21 protein-coding genes are annotated in these 15,917 nt (G+C 73.7%); 7 read left to right on the top strand and 14 right to left on the bottom strand.

Going from position 1 to position 15,917, the window contains the following annotated elements:
- Nucleotides 1-4 precede the first annotated feature (4 nt).
- On the top strand, nt 5-1,474 hold the full coding sequence (locus tag ABGB11_RS27770) for a dihydroorotase family protein (protein ID WP_347637321.1): 1,470 nt from the start codon (nt 5-7) through the stop codon (nt 1,472-1,474).
- Between the two features lie 22 nt (nt 1,475-1,496).
- Nucleotides 1,497-2,285: an IclR family transcriptional regulator gene (locus ABGB11_RS27765; RefSeq protein ID WP_347637319.1), complete on the top strand. Its 789-nt coding sequence runs from the start codon at nt 1,497-1,499 to the stop codon at nt 2,283-2,285.
- Here the strand turns inward: ABGB11_RS27765 and ABGB11_RS27760 are convergent.
- The gene (locus ABGB11_RS27760; RefSeq protein WP_347637317.1) at nt 2,270-2,998 is read right to left on the bottom strand and encodes a phosphodiesterase; all 729 of its coding nucleotides are present in this window, start codon (nt 2,996-2,998) and stop codon (nt 2,270-2,272) included. The two genes, ABGB11_RS27765 and ABGB11_RS27760, sit on opposite strands and share 16 nt — an antisense overlap.
- Nucleotides 2,999-3,045: 47 nt before the next feature.
- On the opposite strand from ABGB11_RS27760, the gene ABGB11_RS27755 reads away from it, so the two are divergent.
- Both ABGB11_RS27755 and ABGB11_RS27750 read left to right on the top strand, forming a co-directional pair.
- Entirely contained in the window at nt 3,046-4,356 is a 1,311-nt protein-coding gene (locus ABGB11_RS27755) for a PLP-dependent aminotransferase family protein (RefSeq protein ID WP_347637315.1), read from the top strand.
- Nucleotides 4,323-4,481 carry a hypothetical protein gene (locus tag ABGB11_RS27750; protein WP_347637313.1) on the top strand — a complete coding sequence of 53 codons (159 nt, stop codon included), beginning with the start codon at nt 4,323-4,325 and terminating at the stop codon, nt 4,479-4,481. The genes ABGB11_RS27755 and ABGB11_RS27750 overlap by 34 nt, the downstream gene beginning before the upstream one ends.
- A 65-nt stretch (nt 4,482-4,546) precedes the next feature.
- Here the strand turns inward: ABGB11_RS27750 and ABGB11_RS27745 are convergent, their stop codons facing one another.
- The 11 genes from ABGB11_RS27745 to ABGB11_RS27695 form a co-directional block, all read right to left on the bottom strand.
- The gene (locus ABGB11_RS27745) at nt 4,547-4,840 is read right to left on the bottom strand and encodes a hypothetical protein (RefSeq protein WP_347637311.1); all 294 of its coding nucleotides are present in this window, start codon (nt 4,838-4,840) and stop codon (nt 4,547-4,549) included.
- Nucleotides 4,841-5,000: 160 nt separating this feature from the next.
- Complete coding sequence (locus tag ABGB11_RS27740; RefSeq protein ID WP_347637309.1) at nt 5,001-5,588, bottom strand: TIGR03086 family metal-binding protein; 588 nt, start codon at nt 5,586-5,588, stop codon at nt 5,001-5,003.
- On the bottom strand, nt 5,572-6,057 hold the full coding sequence (locus ABGB11_RS27735) for an SRPBCC family protein (RefSeq protein ID WP_347637307.1): 486 nt from the start codon (nt 6,055-6,057) through the stop codon (nt 5,572-5,574). Before ABGB11_RS27735 ends, ABGB11_RS27740 begins: the two co-directional genes overlap by 17 nt.
- Nucleotides 5,990-6,385: a metalloregulator ArsR/SmtB family transcription factor gene (locus tag ABGB11_RS27730; protein ID WP_347637305.1), complete on the bottom strand. Its 396-nt coding sequence runs from the start codon at nt 6,383-6,385 to the stop codon at nt 5,990-5,992. Before ABGB11_RS27730 ends, ABGB11_RS27735 begins: the two co-directional genes overlap by 68 nt.
- An 11-nt stretch (nt 6,386-6,396) precedes the next feature.
- Complete coding sequence (locus tag ABGB11_RS27725) at nt 6,397-6,753, bottom strand: SDR family NAD(P)-dependent oxidoreductase (RefSeq protein WP_347637303.1); 357 nt, start codon at nt 6,751-6,753, stop codon at nt 6,397-6,399.
- Between the two features lie 27 nt (nt 6,754-6,780).
- Nucleotides 6,781-8,889: an MMPL family transporter gene (locus tag ABGB11_RS27720; RefSeq protein WP_347637301.1), complete on the bottom strand. Its 2,109-nt coding sequence runs from the start codon at nt 8,887-8,889 to the stop codon at nt 6,781-6,783.
- A gap of 1 nt (nt 8,890) precedes the next feature.
- A complete protein-coding gene (locus ABGB11_RS27715) occupies nt 8,891-9,103 on the bottom strand; it encodes a hypothetical protein (protein ID WP_347637299.1) in 213 nt (70 codons plus the stop codon).
- 90 nt (nt 9,104-9,193) lie between these two features.
- Nucleotides 9,194-9,868: a response regulator transcription factor gene (locus ABGB11_RS27710; RefSeq protein ID WP_347637297.1), complete on the bottom strand. Its 675-nt coding sequence runs from the start codon at nt 9,866-9,868 to the stop codon at nt 9,194-9,196.
- Nucleotides 9,865-11,004: a sensor histidine kinase gene (locus tag ABGB11_RS27705; RefSeq protein ID WP_347637295.1), complete on the bottom strand. Its 1,140-nt coding sequence runs from the start codon at nt 11,002-11,004 to the stop codon at nt 9,865-9,867. The genes ABGB11_RS27710 and ABGB11_RS27705 overlap by 4 nt, the downstream gene beginning before the upstream one ends.
- Before the next feature lie 128 nt (nt 11,005-11,132).
- A complete protein-coding gene (locus tag ABGB11_RS27700; RefSeq protein ID WP_347637293.1) occupies nt 11,133-11,813 on the bottom strand; it encodes a permease prefix domain 1-containing protein in 681 nt (226 codons plus the stop codon).
- Nucleotides 11,810-12,133 (bottom strand): helix-turn-helix transcriptional regulator, encoded by a 324-nt coding sequence (locus ABGB11_RS27695; protein ID WP_347637291.1) that lies wholly within the window; start codon nt 12,131-12,133, stop codon nt 11,810-11,812. The genes ABGB11_RS27700 and ABGB11_RS27695 overlap by 4 nt, the downstream gene beginning before the upstream one ends.
- 115 nt (nt 12,134-12,248) lie before the next feature.
- Between ABGB11_RS27695 and ABGB11_RS27690 the strand changes: the two genes are divergently transcribed.
- Together ABGB11_RS27690 and ABGB11_RS27685 are read left to right on the top strand one after the other, a co-directional pair.
- On the top strand, nt 12,249-12,692 hold the full coding sequence (locus ABGB11_RS27690; protein WP_347637289.1) for a hypothetical protein: 444 nt from the start codon (nt 12,249-12,251) through the stop codon (nt 12,690-12,692).
- Between the two features lie 5 nt (nt 12,693-12,697).
- The gene (locus ABGB11_RS27685) at nt 12,698-12,952 is read left to right on the top strand and encodes a DUF3817 domain-containing protein (RefSeq protein WP_255267695.1); all 255 of its coding nucleotides are present in this window, start codon (nt 12,698-12,700) and stop codon (nt 12,950-12,952) included.
- On the opposite strand, the gene ABGB11_RS27680 is transcribed toward ABGB11_RS27685, so the two are convergent.
- Nucleotides 12,940-13,395 carry a MarR family transcriptional regulator gene (locus tag ABGB11_RS27680; RefSeq protein ID WP_347637287.1) on the bottom strand — a complete coding sequence of 152 codons (456 nt, stop codon included), beginning with the start codon at nt 13,393-13,395 and terminating at the stop codon, nt 12,940-12,942. The two genes, ABGB11_RS27685 and ABGB11_RS27680, sit on opposite strands and share 13 nt — an antisense overlap.
- A gap of 85 nt (nt 13,396-13,480) precedes the next feature.
- Here ABGB11_RS27680 and ABGB11_RS27675 point away from each other — a divergent pair, with 85 nt between their 5' ends.
- A complete protein-coding gene (locus ABGB11_RS27675) occupies nt 13,481-14,998 on the top strand; it encodes an MDR family MFS transporter (RefSeq protein WP_347637285.1) in 1,518 nt (505 codons plus the stop codon).
- 25 nt (nt 14,999-15,023) lie between these two features.
- On the opposite strand, the gene ABGB11_RS27670 is transcribed toward ABGB11_RS27675, so the two are convergent.
- Nucleotides 15,024-15,788, bottom strand: a complete 765-nt coding sequence (locus tag ABGB11_RS27670) for a hypothetical protein (protein ID WP_347637282.1) — start codon at nt 15,786-15,788, stop codon at nt 15,024-15,026.
- Between the last annotated feature and the right edge of the window lie 129 nt (nt 15,789-15,917).

The raw sequence follows: 15,917 nt of genomic DNA, 5'->3' as shown, positions 1-15,917 counted from the left end.
TCTCATGGCGACGACCGAGCTGCTGCTGAAGAACGTGCGGGTGGTCCGCCCCGACGCGCCCGAGGGCACCGAGCCCGAGCTCGCGGACATCGCGGCCAACGACGGCACCATCGTCCGCGTCGCGCCCGGCCTGCCGGACGACGACGCCGCCACCGTGGTCGACGGGCGCGGGCGGCTCGCCTTCCCCGGCGTCGTGGACGCCCACCAGCACTGGGGCATCTACAACGAGCTCGCGACCGACACCCGCAGTGAGAGCCGTGCCAGCGCCCAGGGCGGTGTCACCACGTCCCTGACCTACATGCGCACCGGCCAGTACTACCTGAACAAGGGCGGGCCTTACCGCGAGTTCTTCCCCGAAGTGCTGAGCGCGGCGCAGGGCAACGCCTACGTCGACTACGCCTTCCACCTCGCGCCGATGACGGCCGAGCACATCGGCGAGATCCCGTACCTCGTCGAGGAGCACGGCGTCACCTCGTTCAAGGTCTTCATGTTCTACGGGAGCCACGGCCTGCACGGGCGCTCGTCCAGCCAGAGCGACTTCCTCATGACGCCGCCGGACGAGCGCTACGACCTCGCGCACTTCGAGTTCGTCATGCGCGGCATCCAGCAGGCCCGCGAGCGGCTCGCGGAGTACGCGCCGCACATCTCGCTGTCGCTGCACTGCGAGACCGCCGAGATCATGACCGCCTACACCAGGATGGTGGAGCGCGAGGGGTCCCTCAGCGGGCTGCGCGCCTACAGCGCGTCCCGCCCGCCGCACTCGGAGGGGCTCGCCGTCACGATCGCGTCCTACCTCGCGCACGAGACCGGCCTGCCCACCATCAACCTCCTGCACCTGTCGTCGGAGAAGGCGCTGTCGGCCGCACTCACCATGGCGGGCGCGTTCCCGCACGTCGACTTCCGCCGCGAGGTCACCATCGGGCACCTGCTCGCCGACGTCGACACCGCGCACGGCCTCGGCGGCAAGGTCAACCCGCCGCTGCGCGACCGCGCCGACGTCGAGGCGCTCTGGCGCCACGTGCTCGCCGGTGAGGTCGACTGGGTCGTCAGCGACCACGCCTGCTGCCGCGACGAGATGAAGTTCGGCGCCGACCGCGACGACGTCTTCGTCGCCAAGTCCGGCTTCGGCGGCGCCGAGTACCTGCTGCCGGGCCTGGTCGGGGAGGGGCTGAAGCGCGGCCTGCCGCTCCAGCGCGTCGCACGGCTGACGTCCTGGAACCCGGCCCGCCGCTACGGCCTGCTCCGCAAGGGCGCCCTCGCCGAGGGCTACGACGCCGACATCGCGCTGGTCGACCCGGACGCCTCCTGGACGGTCCGCGCCGCCGACTCCGAGTCCGCCCAGGAGTACACGCCGTTCGAAGGGTTCGCCATGACCGCCCGGGTCACCGACACCTTCGTCCGCGGCCACCATGTGTACGCCGGCGGCCGCGTCGCCGGCGACCCGGTCGGGCGCTATCTGCACCGCGGCCGGTGAGCCCGTTCCCTAGGATCGTCCAGTGACCGATCAGACCGCCGCTCCACCCTCGGGGGGAACCGAGGTCGCCGGGCGCGTCGCGGACGTGCTGCTGCTGTTCGCCGGTGGGCCCGAGCACCTCGGCGTCACCGCGATCAGCCGCGAGCTCGGCATCTCCAAGGCCGTCGTCTACCGCATCCTGCAGTCGCTGGTGTCGCGGGAGATGCTGGAGGCGGGCACGTCCGGCTACCGGCTCGGCCCCGCCGCCGTCGCCCTCGGCGTCAGCGCGCTGCGCGCCTTCAACGTCCGGCAGGCCGCCGCGCCCGTCCTGCGCCGCCTGCGGGACGACACCGGCGAGACGACCACGCTGTCCGGGCTCGTCGGGGACGAGCGGGTCTACCTCGACCAGTTCGAGAGCCCCCACGAGGTCAAGATGACCGTCGAGGTGGGCCGGCGCTTCCCGCTGCACGCCGGCTCCTCGGGCCGGGTGATCCTCGCCTTCCTGCACGGGGAGCAGCGCGAGGCGATCCTGGCCCGCCCGCTGGCGGCGCTGACCGAGCGGACCGTCACCGACGTGGAGGCCCTGCGGGCCCGGCTCGCGGAGACGTCCCGGGAGGGCGTCGCCGTCTCCCTCGGGGAGCGGCAGGCCGACGCCGGGTCCGTCGCCGCGCCGCTCTTCGGCCCGGACGGCGAGGTGCACGGCTCGATCAGCGTGTGCGGCCCGCGGCACCGCTTCACCCCGGAGGCCGTCGATCGCTACCGGACGCTCGTCCGCGACGCCGCCGAGCAGATCACCCGGACCTGGACGACGCACCGCTACACGGTGCGGTAGTGCGTGGTCAGGCGTCCCTCGTCGTCCAGGACGTGGAACGCCAGGCCCGGGGGAGCGCCGTAGTCGGCGATGTCCCCGCCCTGCCAGGGCAGGGTGAGGGTGGACACGACACCGGGCGCGACGAGCAGCGGCCGTCCGGCGAAGGTCGTGGCCGCCGCCGTGTGGGCATGCCCGCACAGCACGGCCACCACCTGCGGGTGGCGGGCGATGACCTCGGCCAGGCGCTCCTCCTGGAACTGGCGGATCTCGTCCACGTACGGGATCCCCAGTTTCACGGGCGGGTGGTGGAAACAGACGAACACCGGTTCCCCGGGGACCTCCGCGAGCCGCCGGTCGAGCCAGCCGATCGTCTCCTCGTCGAGGAGCCCGTGATCCTTCCCGGGGACGGTCGAGTCGCACATCGCGAACGTGGCGCCCGCGATCCTGTGGACCTGGTTGATCGGACCGCCGGCGGGCGGCTCGTCGAGGAGGACCTCGCGGTACGGCGCGCGCACGTCGTGGTTGCCGGGGCACATCAGCACCGGATGCGGGGACGTCAGAACCTTCCGGGCCCGCTCGTACTCGGCGGTCTCGCCGTGGTCGGCGATGTCCCCGGTGACGAGGACGGCGTCGACCGGCACGGCGTTGACGTGGTCCATGACCCGCGCGGTGCGCTCGAAGCTCCGGTCGCCGCCGTCCAGGTGCGTGTCGCTGAGATGGGCGATGACAATCATGCCGGCGAATCTAGGCCGTCACCGGACCAGAACTAAGATCCGGTTACATGCCGAAATCTTGGTCCGGTTCCGTCGACCTGCATCTGGACATCGATCCGTCCGGCGGCCGCCGGGCCGGCCTGGAGCGCGCCCTCCGCGCCGCCATCGGCACCGGGCGCCTCGCCCCCGGCGCACCGCTCCCCTCGACCCGCACCCTCGCCGCGGAACTCGGCTTCTCGCGCGGCACCGTGAGCGCCGCCTACGACCAGCTCACCGCCGAAGGTCACATCGTCGCCGTCCCCGGCTCCGGCACGCGCGTGGCGGACCACGTGCACCCCGGCGGCTCCGCGGCCCCGCCGGGCCGGACCGGCCTCCGTTCCGCCGAGGCCGGCCTGCCCACCCCGGCGGACCGGCCGCGCGCGGAGCCGCCGGCGCACGACCTTCTGCCCGGACGGCCCGACCTGAGCACGTTCCCGTCCACGGCCTGGCTGCGGTCGACCCGCCGCGTCCTGGCGACGGCGCCCCCCGAGGCGCACGCGCTCGCGGATCCGCGCGGCCGCCCCGAGCTGCGCGAGGCGCTGGCCGGCTACCTCGGACGGGCTCGGGGCGTCCACGCCGACCCGGCGCGGATCGTCGTCACCTCCGGCTACGCCCAGTCCCTCGGCCTCCTGGCCTCCATCCTGCGGGACGCGGGCGCGGCCTCGTTCGCGATGGAGGATCCTGGGCACCCGTTCCACCGTGCGATCGTTCGGCGGGCAGGGCTGGACGTCGCACCGCTCCCCGTGGACGACCAGGGCGCGCGTGCTGGGGCGCTCGAACGCGCCGCAGCCGCAGTGCTCACTCCGGCGCATCAGTACCCGTGCGGCGCCACTCTCCGCCCGGACCGCCGCCGCGCCTTCGTCACCTGGGCGCGCGACACCGGCGGCCTGGTCGTGGAGGACGACTACGACGGCGAGTTCCGCTACGACCGTCAGCCCGTCGGCGCCGTGCAGGGGAACGCCCCGGATCACGTCGTCTACGGAGGGACGGCGTCCAAGACCCTGGCCCCCGCGCTGCGCCTGGCCTGGACGGTGCTGCCGCCGCGCCTGGTCGAGCCCTTCGTGGAGGCCAAGCGCCTCGCCGACGCCCACACCCAGTCGCTCGCCCAGCTCGTCCTCGCCGACCTCATCGAGACGAACGCCTACGACCGCCACATCCGGGCCTCCCGCCTCCGCTACCGGCGGCGGCGCGACCTGCTGGTGGAGACGCTCCGCTCCCGCGTCCCGCACGTCCGCGTCGAGGGCGTCGCGGCGGGCCTGCACGCCCTGATCGTGCTGCCGGCCGGCGGTCCGGACGAAGGCGATTCATGCGCCGTGCCGCGTCCCTCGGGCTGGCGCTGATGCCCCTCCGCGACCACTGGCAGAACTCCGCGGGGCGGCCGCAGGGGTTGATCATCGGCTACAGCACCCCGCTTGCCTCCGCCTATCCGCGGGCCCTGGACGCGCTGTGCACGGCGCTCGCCTGAGCGCATGAATCCGCCGCCCCGCCCCAAGTGGGCGAGACGGCGGATTCCGCGCGACGGTCTACGCCTTACCGGCCGTGGTGGTGGTGGCCGTGGTGGTGACCATGGTGGTGACCGTGGTGGTGGCCGTGGTGCCAGCCGCCGTGGTGGTGGCCGTGGTGGTGGCCGTGGTGGTGCACGCACCTCTGAAGAAGGAAATTCCAGTGCGTCCCGTAGGGGCACGTGCGGGACACCGAGGGCTGAGCCGTGGCCGTCTGCGAGGCGCTCGCCGTCGCCGCGGGTCCGAACGCGGCCAGGCCAGACGCCATGAGCAGGCCGGCCGCGGTGAGCGCCGCCGAGCGCAGCGGAGTCCGAATCTTCATGCTTCCTCCAGTGGTAAGGGCACCGGGCCCGTGTGTGCTCACCAGCAAACCCGACCTGTGATCAACTGACTACAGAGAGCAGGTATAGAGGCGCCCCAGAACACGATGGATCTCGGGTGCGCGTCGGTGATGGGCCCGGCGCCGCCCGCGCAGGAGGTGCTTACATGCCGTTCGGACCGGGTTTCCGCCAGAACGGGTCGCGTCCGATGAATCCGAGCATCTGGGTTTGGACATCCGCATCGGCCGGTACGTCGACGTGAGGTCCGTACTGGCCGGAAGACCGGAGAACGTCCTCTATCGGCCGCATCCCGTCGAGGAGTTGCGCGCAGAAGTCGGGGTCCAGGCCATCGTCCTGGCCGGTGGCCCTGGAGAGGTCCCAGGTGTGCATGAACACGTCGGCCGTGTAGAACCGGTCGATCGCTGTGTCCAGCGGAAGGCTGCCGATGTGCGGGTTGGTGAGCTTCCGGTCAGGCGTCTCCGGATCGTCCAGCAGCGCTTGCACGCCGTCGCTGTGAACCCGCCACGCCTCCACCGGGTCCTCGTCCACGGACGGCCCGCGGGGGAGGTCGATCCCGGCGCCGGAGGCGAGGAACCCGGGGAACCAGTCGGTCAGGTGGCGGACGACGTCGCGCGCCGTCCAGTCCGCGACCGGGGACGGCACGTCCCAGGACCGGGTGCCGAGGACGCGGTCGGTGAACACCCCGGCGACCTGGCGGTGCCGCTCGGCCGGGTCATCGGGCAGCGCCATCGGCGAGCATCCTCTCCAGCTTGGCGTACCCCTGCTCGACACCGACCTCCATGCCGCTGCGCAGCCACGCGTCGCGGTCCTCGAAGCTGTCGACGAGCGACTGCGCCCGCAGCCGTGTCCGGCCGCCTCCGAGGTCGTCGAACCACAGCGTCTCGAGCGCGACCCCGTCGGGCTCGCCCTCGAACGTGAAGGTCTGCACGATGCGGTCCGGCCGCACCTCGTGGAAGCAGCCGTAGAACCCGAACTCTGCGCCGTCCTGCGTCGAGACGTACCGCCAGCTGCCGCCGGTGGTGGCGTCCCAGCGCTCGATACGGGTGCTCATGCCGTCGGGGCCCACCCACCTGGCGAACAGCTCGGGATCGGTGTGGGCGCGGAACACCCGCTCGGGCGCCGCGGCGAAGTCACGGGTCATCCGGATGATCGGCAGCCTCGGGTCGGCCTCGATGACCGTCTCTCTCAGATCGCTCACTGTCGTCTCCCTCCATCTCCGCCAGGACGGCGTCGAGGCGGCGGTAGCGCCGCTCGACGCGGCTCCGGTGGCGTTCGATCCAGGCGTCCATCAGGTCGAGGGCGCCGACCTCCAGGCGCACCGGCCGGGGCTGCGGCCCCCGCGGCCGGCTGACGAGCCCCGCGTCCTCGAGGACCCGCAGGTGCTTGTAGACGGCCTGCAGCGAGATCCGGTACGGCTCGGCCAGCCGGCTCACGGTCACGTCGCCCTCCGAGAGCCGGGCCACCATGTCGCGCCGGGTCGGATCCGCGAGGGCCGCGAAGACCCGGGACAGCGTGTCCGTGGTCATCGCCCTCACTTTCAACTCAACGGTTGAAACGATGCTACCCCGCAGGCCGTCTGTCTGTAAACCATGCGGTTGAAAGCCCTGGTCGTCCCGGACGGCGAGGCGCTGAGGTCAGGGGAGGATCGCGTCGATGTAGCCTCCGTCCACCCGGACGGCGCCGCCGGTCGTGGCCGAAGCTCGGCCACGCCGCGCAGGCCGGCGCCGGGCAGCTCGTCCCGGAGCGCCTGGAGCGTCTCGGCGACGGATTTCTCGGACCGTCCGTTGATCACGGTCGTGGCGCCGGACCGCGCCAGTCCCGCGGCGATGGCCCGGCCGATGCCCTGGGTGGAGCCGCTCACGAAGGCGGTCCGTCCGGTGAGATCGATGTCCATGCGACGATCCTTCCCGAAGCGGCGCCGCTATGCGCGACCCGCGCTGGGACGCTCCAGCGCGACCCTCGGCAGGCGCCGGGCGAGCGGCGCGGGCAGCCACCAGGCGTGCCTGCCGAGCAGGCCCATGACGGCCGGGACGATCAGGCAGCGGATGACCACGGCGTCCAGGAGGACGGCCACGGCGAGGCCCAGGCCGAACTGCTGGAGCATGCGGTCGGGGCTGAGCACGAACGCCGCGAACACGACGATCATGATGGCGGCGGCGGCCGTGATGACCTTGCCGGTGGCGGCCAGCCCCTCCTTGACGGCGTGCGACGGGTCCCGTGTGCGCTCCCACTCCTCGTGGACGCGTGACACCAGGAACACCTCGTAGTCCATGGACAGCCCGAACACGATCGCGAAGATCATCACCGGGATGAACGCCTCGATCGGGCCGCTCTGCGCGCCGAACCGGCCGTCCTGGAAGACCAGGGTGATCGCGCCGAGGGCGGCCGAGATGGACAGCAGGTTGAGCAGCGCGGCCTTGACCGGGATCAGCAGCGAGCGGAACACCACCATCAGCAGCAGGGCGGACAGGCCGACGACGACGGCCACGAACAGCGGCATCCGCGCCGACACCGAGTCCGAGAAGTCCTGCGCGGCCGCGGTCGGGCCGCCGACCAGGTAGCCGGTTCCGGTGCGGTCCGACAGCGACGGGAGCACCTCATTGCGCAGCTCGTGGGCGAGGGCGGTGGTGGCCTCGTCCTGCGGCGCGGTGGTGGGGTAGGCGATGACGGCGGACACGGCCCCGTCCTTGGACGGCAGCGGCGGCGTCGCGGCGGCGATGCCCGGGGTCTCGGTCAGCGTCTGCCGGAGCGGCCCGGGGTCGCCCTGGGCGACCACGATGAGCGGGCCGTTGAAGCCGGGGCCGAACCCCTCGGCGAGCAGGTCGTAGGCCTGCCTGCTGGTCGTGGACGGGGCGTCGTTGCCGGCGTCGGCGAAGCCGAGGCGCATGTCCAGCGCCGGTGCCGAGAGGGCGAGCAGCGCGGCGACCGCGACGAGCAGCGCGGGCACAGGGCGGCGCTGGACGGCCGAGGCCAGCCGGCGCCAGCCGCCCTCCCGCGGACGCTCCTTCGCGGCCCTCTTGAGGACCTGGCGCTGGATCCTCCCGCCGAAGACGCCCAGCAGGGCGGGCAGCAGCGTCAGCGACGCCGCCATGGTGACCAGCACGGTCAGGGCCACGGCCAGCGCGACGCCCTGGAGCGAGCCGAGGCCGAGCGCGATCAGGCCGAGCAGCGCGATGATCACCGTGCAGCCGGCGAAGAACACCGTCCGCCCGGCCGCGTCCAGGGCCCGGCGGGTCGCGGCGGCGGTATCGGCGCCCTCGCGGAGCTCCTGCCGGTACCGGTAGAAGATGAGCAGCGCGTAGTCGACGCCGACGCCGAGGCCGATCAGCATCATGATCGGCGGGGTGAAGTCGGCCACCGTGAAGGCGTGCGAGGCCAGCGCGATCAGCCCGATCGCGCCGCCCACCGCGAACAGCGCGGTGACCAACGGGAGCGCGGCGGCGACGAGCGAGCCGAACAGCAGCACGAGGATGACCAGCGCGGCCAGCATCCCCGCGCCTTCGGCCCCGCCGCCCCCGCCCTCCTCGGCGCCGCGGACCGGGTCGCCGCCGAGCTCGATCCGCAGGCCGTCGCCGGACGCGGCCCGCGCGGTATCGATGATCTTGGTGACGCGGTCCGCGGGAACGTCCTGCGCGGCCCTGTCCAGCGTGACGGTGGCGTAGCCGATCGTGCCGGACTCCGAGACCGTCAGCGGACCGACGGCGGAGACCGACGGGAGCCCGCGCACGCCGGCCAGCATCGCGTCGATGCCCGGCCGGTCGCCGGCGAGGCCCCGCGGGTTCTCGGCGACGATCTGGACGGTGGCGCCCGCCTCCCGGGAGCCGTGCTCGGTCATCAGGTCGGCGGCGGCCTGCGAATCGGTCCCGGGCAGCGCGAAGTCGTTGTGGTAGGCGGTGCCGGCGGCCTGCGAGCCGACGGTGATCACCGCGACCACGACGACCCACAGCGCGAGCGCGGCCCAGCGGTGGCGCTGCGACCAGGCGGCCAGGCGTCCGAAACGGCCGGCCGGGGGAGTGCCGGGGGTGGTCATGTCAACCTCGCTTCGAGATGCGGGCGCCGGCGGCGGCGCCGATCAGGGCGGACAGGATCGGCACGACGACGAAGGCGGCGAGCAGCACGGGCGTGCCGTCGACGTCGAGCGTGCGGTCCAGGACGAAGGTGAAGAACGCGCCCACGGTCTCGGTCAGCAGGAAGCCCGCGGCTCCGCCGACGAAGAACCCGATGAATGCGCCGGTGACGTTCATGGCCCCAGCGTCCGGGCGCGGGAGGTCGCCGCGCATCGGCCCGCGGTCGGCACCCGGGGCACCCCGCCGGTTGCGGGGCGGGCGGGCCGGTTACCTCCCGGGTCGCATCCAGCGGGGGTTGACCATGCCCGACTCGTAGGCGAGCACGACCAGCTGGGCGCGGTCGCGCGCGCCCACCTTCGCCATGATGCGGCTGACGTGCGACTTGACGGTGGCGGGGCTGAGGACGAGCCGGCCCGCGATCTCGTCGTTGCTCTGCCCGGCGGCGACGAGCAGCATGACCTCGCGCTCGCGGTCGGTGAGGGACTTCAGGCGGGGACCGGGCTCGGGGACCTCGACCCGCCCGGCGAACTCGCCGATGAGCCGCCGCGTCACGGACGGGGTGATCAGCGCGTCGCCGCGCGCCGCGACCCGCACGGCGTGGATCAGCTCGGCCGGCTCGGTGTCCTTCAGCAGGAAGCCGGTGGCACCGGCGCGCAGCGCGCCGTACACGTACTCGTCCAGGTCGAACGTGGTGAGGATGACGACGTGGACGCCGTCCAGCCGCGGGTCGGCGGTGATGCGCCGGGCGGCCTCCAGGCCGTCCATCCGGGGCATCCGGACGTCCAGCAGCGCCACGTCGGGGCGCAGCTCGCGGCAGGCGGCCACGGCCCGCTCGCCGTCGGCGGCCTCCCCGGTCACCGTGATGTCGTCCTCGTCGTCGAGGATGGAGCGGAACCCGGCCCGCACCAGGCCCTGGTCGTCGGCCAGCAGCAGCTTGATCACCGTGCGGACACCTCGTTCCGGTAGGGGAGCCGGGCCCGGACGAGGAAGCCGCCGTGCGGCCCGGGTCCCGCGGTCAGTTCGCCGCCGAGGGCGCGGGCCCGCTCCCGCATGCCGTCCAGCCCGCTGCCCGTGCCCGGGGCGGCGGCCTGGCCGGGGCCGTCGTCGGCGACCTCGACCAGCAGCTCGCCCCGCCCGTGCTCGCCGGGCCCGTGCTCGACGGTCACGGTGACCTCCGCGGCGGCGGCGTGCCGGGAGACGTTGGTGAGGGACTCCTGGACGATCCGGTAGGCGGCGAGACCGACCTCGGTGGGCGGGTCCGCGGCGGCGGTGACGCGGCCGTGCACGGTGAGCCCCGCCGACCGCGCGGACCCGATCAGGTCGCCGAGCGCGTCCAGGCCCGGGGAGGGGGCCGTCGGCGCCTCCTCGTCGGCCTGCCGGAGCACCCCGAGCGTCGCGCGCAGGTCGCGCAGGGCGTCCCGGCTCGTCTCCTTGATGGCGGCCAGCGCGGCCTCGCCCTGGGCCGGGTCGCGGTGGAAGCGGTGCAGCGACGTCCCGGCCTGGACGTTGATGAGGGAGAGGTGGTGTCCGACGACGTCGTGCAGCTCGCGGGCGATGCGCAGCCGCTCCTCGCCCGCGGCGCGCCGCTCGGCCTCCTTCAGGTAGGCGAGGCGGCTGTGCCGGACCCAGCCGAGCGCGACCATCGCCACCACCCATCCGGTCAGCATGAACAGCGCGACGCCGTTGACGTCCTCGTTCCCGAGCAGCGTCCCCGTCCCGGTGCAGATCACGGTGAGGGCGGCGAGGACGACGGCCGCCTGGAGCCTGCCGCCCGCCGCGACCAGGTAGAGGGCGACGATGAGCGCGATCATCAGGCCGCCGTCGTTGACGCTGGCGACGTAGTACAGCCCGGTCGTGACCAGGGACAGGGCGGCGACGGCCACCGGGTGCCGGCGGGCGAAGTACAGCGCGCCGCAGGTGAGGAGGATCAGCGCCCAGCCGAGCACCGTGCGCGGCCACGGCTCGTCGCCGGCGCCGATGACCGAGTTCAGGCTGCTGACCGACACCACCAGCAGGACACCGCCGGCCAGGGCCGCGTCCCGGAAACGACCGCGCTGCAGGGGACCGCCACCACCCATACGGCCAGCGTAGACGCGGAGGACGTCCGGCACCGTCCTCCGCCCGGGCCAACGCCCCGGCCCGGACCCGCAACCGCTGGTGTAGGCGGACGCCCCGCGGCCGCAACCGGAGTATGACGCGGCGGGCGTCAGGCGCGGGCGGCGCCGTACCCCGGGAGCCGGGCGCATTCCCGGCATGCGCGGGACGAGGCCGCGACCACGGCATGGGACGCGGCGGTGAAACCGCCGGAGAGCACCATCAGCCCCCAGTCCCCGGCGAGCGCCGAGGAGACGACCAGGGCGAGCGCGGCGAGGCCCATGGCCACGGCGGACGCGGTGCCGGTCCACGCGACCGCCAGGGGCAGCCGGGACGGCACCGGCACGCGGCGGGCGACCGGGCCGGTCGCGGCGAGGGTGGCGGCGGCGAGGAGCCCGGCGGTGACGGCGACGCAGGCGACATGGACGGCGAGCAGCCGCAGCGGCCAGCCGTGGCCGGGCCCGGACGTCCAGATCAGCAGCCAGCACAGGGTGAGGAACGGGACGGCCAGCGCGGCGGCGCGGGCGGTGCGGCGGGTCTGGGCGAGGGTCAGCTCCCGCTGGCAGCCGGGGGCCAGCTCGTCGGCGGTGCCGAACTCGTGCACCGCCCGGCGGACGGCGTGCTCGTGCGGCAGCCCCGCACCGGTGTGGGCGGTGACGGTGTCGGCGAACCCGTCGCGGATCTCCTCGACCATCCGCGCCTTGGCGCGGGCCGGTCCGCGCAGGGCGCCCGCGAGTGCGGCGGCGTACTCCTCGGCGCACGCCTCGACGGGGTCGGCTCCGGGCGCGGTCATGTGGCGGGGTTCAGGACGGAGCCGATCGCGGCGGTGAACTCGCGCCACGCCGCCCGCTCCTCGGCGAGGGCGCGCCGCCCCGCGTCGGTCAGCTCGTAGCGGCGGCGCCGCCGCTCACCGACCGCGTCCCAGCTGCTGCGCAGGTACCCGAGCCGCTCCAGCCGCTGCAGGGTCGGGTAGATCGTGCCGGTGCGCAGCTCCAGCGCGCCGCCGCTGCGGCGCTGCACCGCGGTGATGATCGCGTAGCCGTGCAGGGGCCCGTGCTCCAGCACGGCCAGCAGCAGGCCGTCCAGATGCCCGCGCACCGCGTCCGCCCTCATGTCCGTGCTCTCGTGATCCGGGCCCTCATGAGTAGGCAGCCTACACATGGCGGGCGTAGGCGTGGTACCTATTGGCAGCAAACATATTGAGAGCCGACCTATGAAGGGCCGAGTCATGACCAAGGTGCTGCTGTCGGTGCACGTCCTCGCGGCGATCCTGGCGATCGGACCGGTCGCCGTCGCCGCCTCGGTGTTCCCGCGCTGCGTGCGCCAGGCGGAACCGGGCGACGGGACGCCCGCGTTCCTGCACCGCATCTGCCGCGGCTACACGGTGCTCGGCGCCGCCGTCCCGGCCTTCGGGCTCGCGACCGGCGCGAAGATGGGGGTGCTCACCGACGCGTGGCTGATCGTGTCGATCGTCCTGACCGCGGCCGCCGCCGCGCTGCTCGCGCTGGCGATCCTGCCCGGACAGCGCAGGCTGCTCGCCCTCGCGCCCGGCGGGGACGTCCCGGCCGCGGCGGTGGCGCGCCTGGCCGGCCTCACCGGGACCTTCAACCTGCTGTGGGCGGTCGTCGTCGTGCTCATGATCGTCCGCCCCGGCTCCACCACGGGAGCGTGAGGCCGGTGCGCGCCCTCCGGATCGCCGCGGCGGCCGAGGCCGTCTCCCTGGTCGTCCTGCTGGTCAACCTGGCCACCGTGCACGCGCCGGCGGTCTCCTCCCTCGTCGGGCCGCTGCACGGCACGGCCTACCTCGCCGTGATCGCGCTCACCCTGCTGGAGCCGCCCGTGCCGGGCGCCCGGCTGCGCGCCGTCGTCCCCGGGATCGGCGGCCTGCTCGCCCTGCGGCGGCTCGGAACCCGGGACGCTCAGCCCTCGTAGCCGTTGACGAAGCGGGCGAGGAGGCGGGCGAACTCGGCGCGCTCCTCGTCCGTCCAGTCGCTCATGGCCTTGGCGAAATGCTCCTGCCGGGTGCGGCGGGTCGCCTCCACGACGGCCCGCCCGGCCCTGGTCAGCTCCAGGTGGATGCGCCGGCCGTCCTCCTGGGACGCGACGCGGCGGATGTAGCCGGACTTGACCGCCTCGGCGACGATCCGGCTGCCGCGCGAGGCGTCGACGCCGAGCCGGGACGCGACCAGCCCGACGCTCATCTCCTCCCCGGGCCGGTCGGGGCCCTCGTCCACGACGTCCACGACGTGCAGGACCTGCACGTCCACGGGGAGGTTGTGGTCCCGGATCGCCGCCTTGCCGAGCCGCTGCCGCGACATGCCCCGGCGCAACTTGACCATGCTCCGCTCGACCGCGTCCAGTGCCTCGTCGCCCATGGCGGCCAGTCTAGCTAGGTTGCGTCACTCATCTGTGTGCGCATAGCATTCACTTGCTCAAAGCATATGACTGCGAGGTGCATTGATGGTGGCGACGACGGCGCCGATGACCCACCGCCGGCGGCTGCTGGTCTTCGGCGGGCTGATGCTCGCCGGGCTCATGTCCTCGCTGGACGCGACGGTGCTCGGCACCGCGCTGCCGGCGATCGTCGGGGACCTCGGCGGGCTCGGCCGCATCGCCTGGGTGTCCACCGCGTACGTGCTGGCCACCAGCGTGACCGTCCCGCTGTCGGGACGGCTCGGGGACCTGTTCGGGCGCCGTCCCGTCCTGCTGACCGGGCTGCTGGGCTTCCTCGCCGGGTCGGCGGCCTGCGGCGCCGCGCCGAGCATGACCTGGCTGATCGTGTTCCGCGCCGTCCAGGGCGCCGCCGCCGGATGCCTGATGAGCTCGATGTTCGCGCTCACCGGCGAGCTGTTCGAGCCGCGGGAGCGGGCCCGGTACCAGGGCTACTCGGCGGCGATCTTCGCGGTCTCCAGCATCGCGGGGCCGCTCGCCGGCGGGTTCCTCACCGACCACGCCTCATGGCGGTGGGTGTTCTACGTCAACCTGCCGCTCGGCCTCGCCGCCACCGCCACGACCGTGCTGTTCCTGCGCCTGCCGAAGCCCCGCCGCCGGCCGCGGATCGACGTCGCCGGCATCGTCCTGCTCGGCTCGGCGGTCACCTGCTTCACCCTGCTCACCAGCTGGGCCGGGACGCGCCACGCGTGGACGTCGCCGGTCGTGCTCGGGCTGGCCGCCGCGGCGGCGGTGCTCTTCGCGGCGTGGGTCCTCGCCGAGCGGACGGCGGCCGAGCCGATCATCCCGCCGCGCCTGTTCCGCGACCGGTCGTTCAGCGTGGCCTGCGCCGTCGCCGCGGCCGGCGGCGCCACCGGCTTCGGCCTCGCCACCTATCTGCCGATGTTCTTCCAGGTCGTCAAGGGAGTGGACGCCACCCGGTCGGGCCTGCTGCTCCTGCCGATGATGGCCGCGCTCCTCACCGCCTCGGCGGCCGCCGGGCGCCGCATCCACCGGACCGGCCGCTACCACCGGCTGCCCGCCGCCGGCATGGCGATCAGCGCGGCGGGCGTGGCGCTGCTGGCGACCATGGACGCCGGCACCGGCCCGTTCACCGCCGGCTGCTTCATGGCCGTCCTCGGGTTCGGGGCCGGGCTGTCCCAGCAGGTCGTCCTGCTGATCGCGCAGAACGCGGCACCGCCCGGGGATCTCGGCGCGGCCAGCTCCGGGGTGTTCGCGACCCGCATGCTCGGGACGGCCGCCGGGATGGCGGTGTTCGGCTCCATCGTGTCCCACCGGTTCGCCGAGGAGGTCGTCCGGCGCGTCCCGGACGGGCAGGCGCCCGCGTACGCCGACGCCGTCCGCCCCGAGGTGCTCGGCACGCTCCCCGCCCCGGTCCGCGACGGTGTCGCCGAGGCGTTCGCGGACGCCTTCTCCACCCTGTTCGTCGCGGCACTGCCCGTCCTCGCCGCAGGCCTCGCCGCGGCGCTGCTGCTCAGGCACGTCCCCCTGGCCCCGCGCGGCCAGGCGAAGCCCCCGCGCGGCTAGATGGCTGATGGGTCGATGCCGTCACCTAGAAGAGGTGGTCCCGTTCTCTCAGCCACTCGTCGTGTGCCTGCTCCAGTCGTGGCCCTGGATAGAAGCGTTCTCGGGTGAGAGCGAAGCCGAGTACTCCGGCACGCAGCGGCTCCGGCGCGCCGGGGCGGATGCCCAGCACGGTGGGCTCCAGGGCATCGTCCTGGCCCGCGAGTACCGTGCCCAGCCGTTCGCCTTGCGGCCCGATCACCGCCCTCTCCACCGGACCGAGCCGGTCGGCCGGCGAGATGGTGGCGAGCGGGGCCGTGTCCTCGTCGGGCCCGAAGACGTCCGCGTGCGCGGGGCGCATGAGCTGCCGCCGGACGATGGCCATCAGCCGCCCGTCCAGGTCGTACGCCACGGTCTCACCACGACGGTAGTCCGGGACCCCGAAGTCCACCGTGTAGTACGGTGCGCCCGCCGGCGACGTCACCGTGATCCGGCACGACAAGGGCGGGAAGTCCGGACCAGGGTGCGTGGAGTGCAGCTTCGCGAACAGCGTCCCATCCCGGTGCCGGATCGCCGCATGCCCCACGCGCAGCACCTGCTCTCCGGATTCGTCCAGGTGACGCCGCACGCGGGAACGGGAACGGGACCGTCGCGCGAACCAGACGGCCGGGAGGACGACGGTCACCAGCGCCGTCAGCAGGAACAGCAGCATCATCGCGATGGTGTAGACCCAGGCGCCCACGCGCGCGTCCACGACCTCGTCCCCGAGCACGCGGACGGGAATGGTGCTGCCCGGGGCGGCGCTGATCTCCATTCGCTCGGTGCCGCTGCGGTCACCCGCCGTCCATTGGACGGTGCAGTAGTGACTGTCTCCTCGGCCGCAGTGCAGCACGCGCGATGTGAGTCGGCAGCGGTCGGGGTCTGGACTGGGTGAAGCGTTCTA

This window comes from Actinomadura sp. B10D3 (genome assembly GCF_039871695.1).
Lineage (GTDB): Bacteria > Actinomycetota > Actinomycetes > Streptosporangiales > Streptosporangiaceae > Spirillospora > Spirillospora madurae.
Note: the sequence above shows the minus strand (reverse complement) of the source record. Positions and strands in the feature narration are given on the sequence as shown.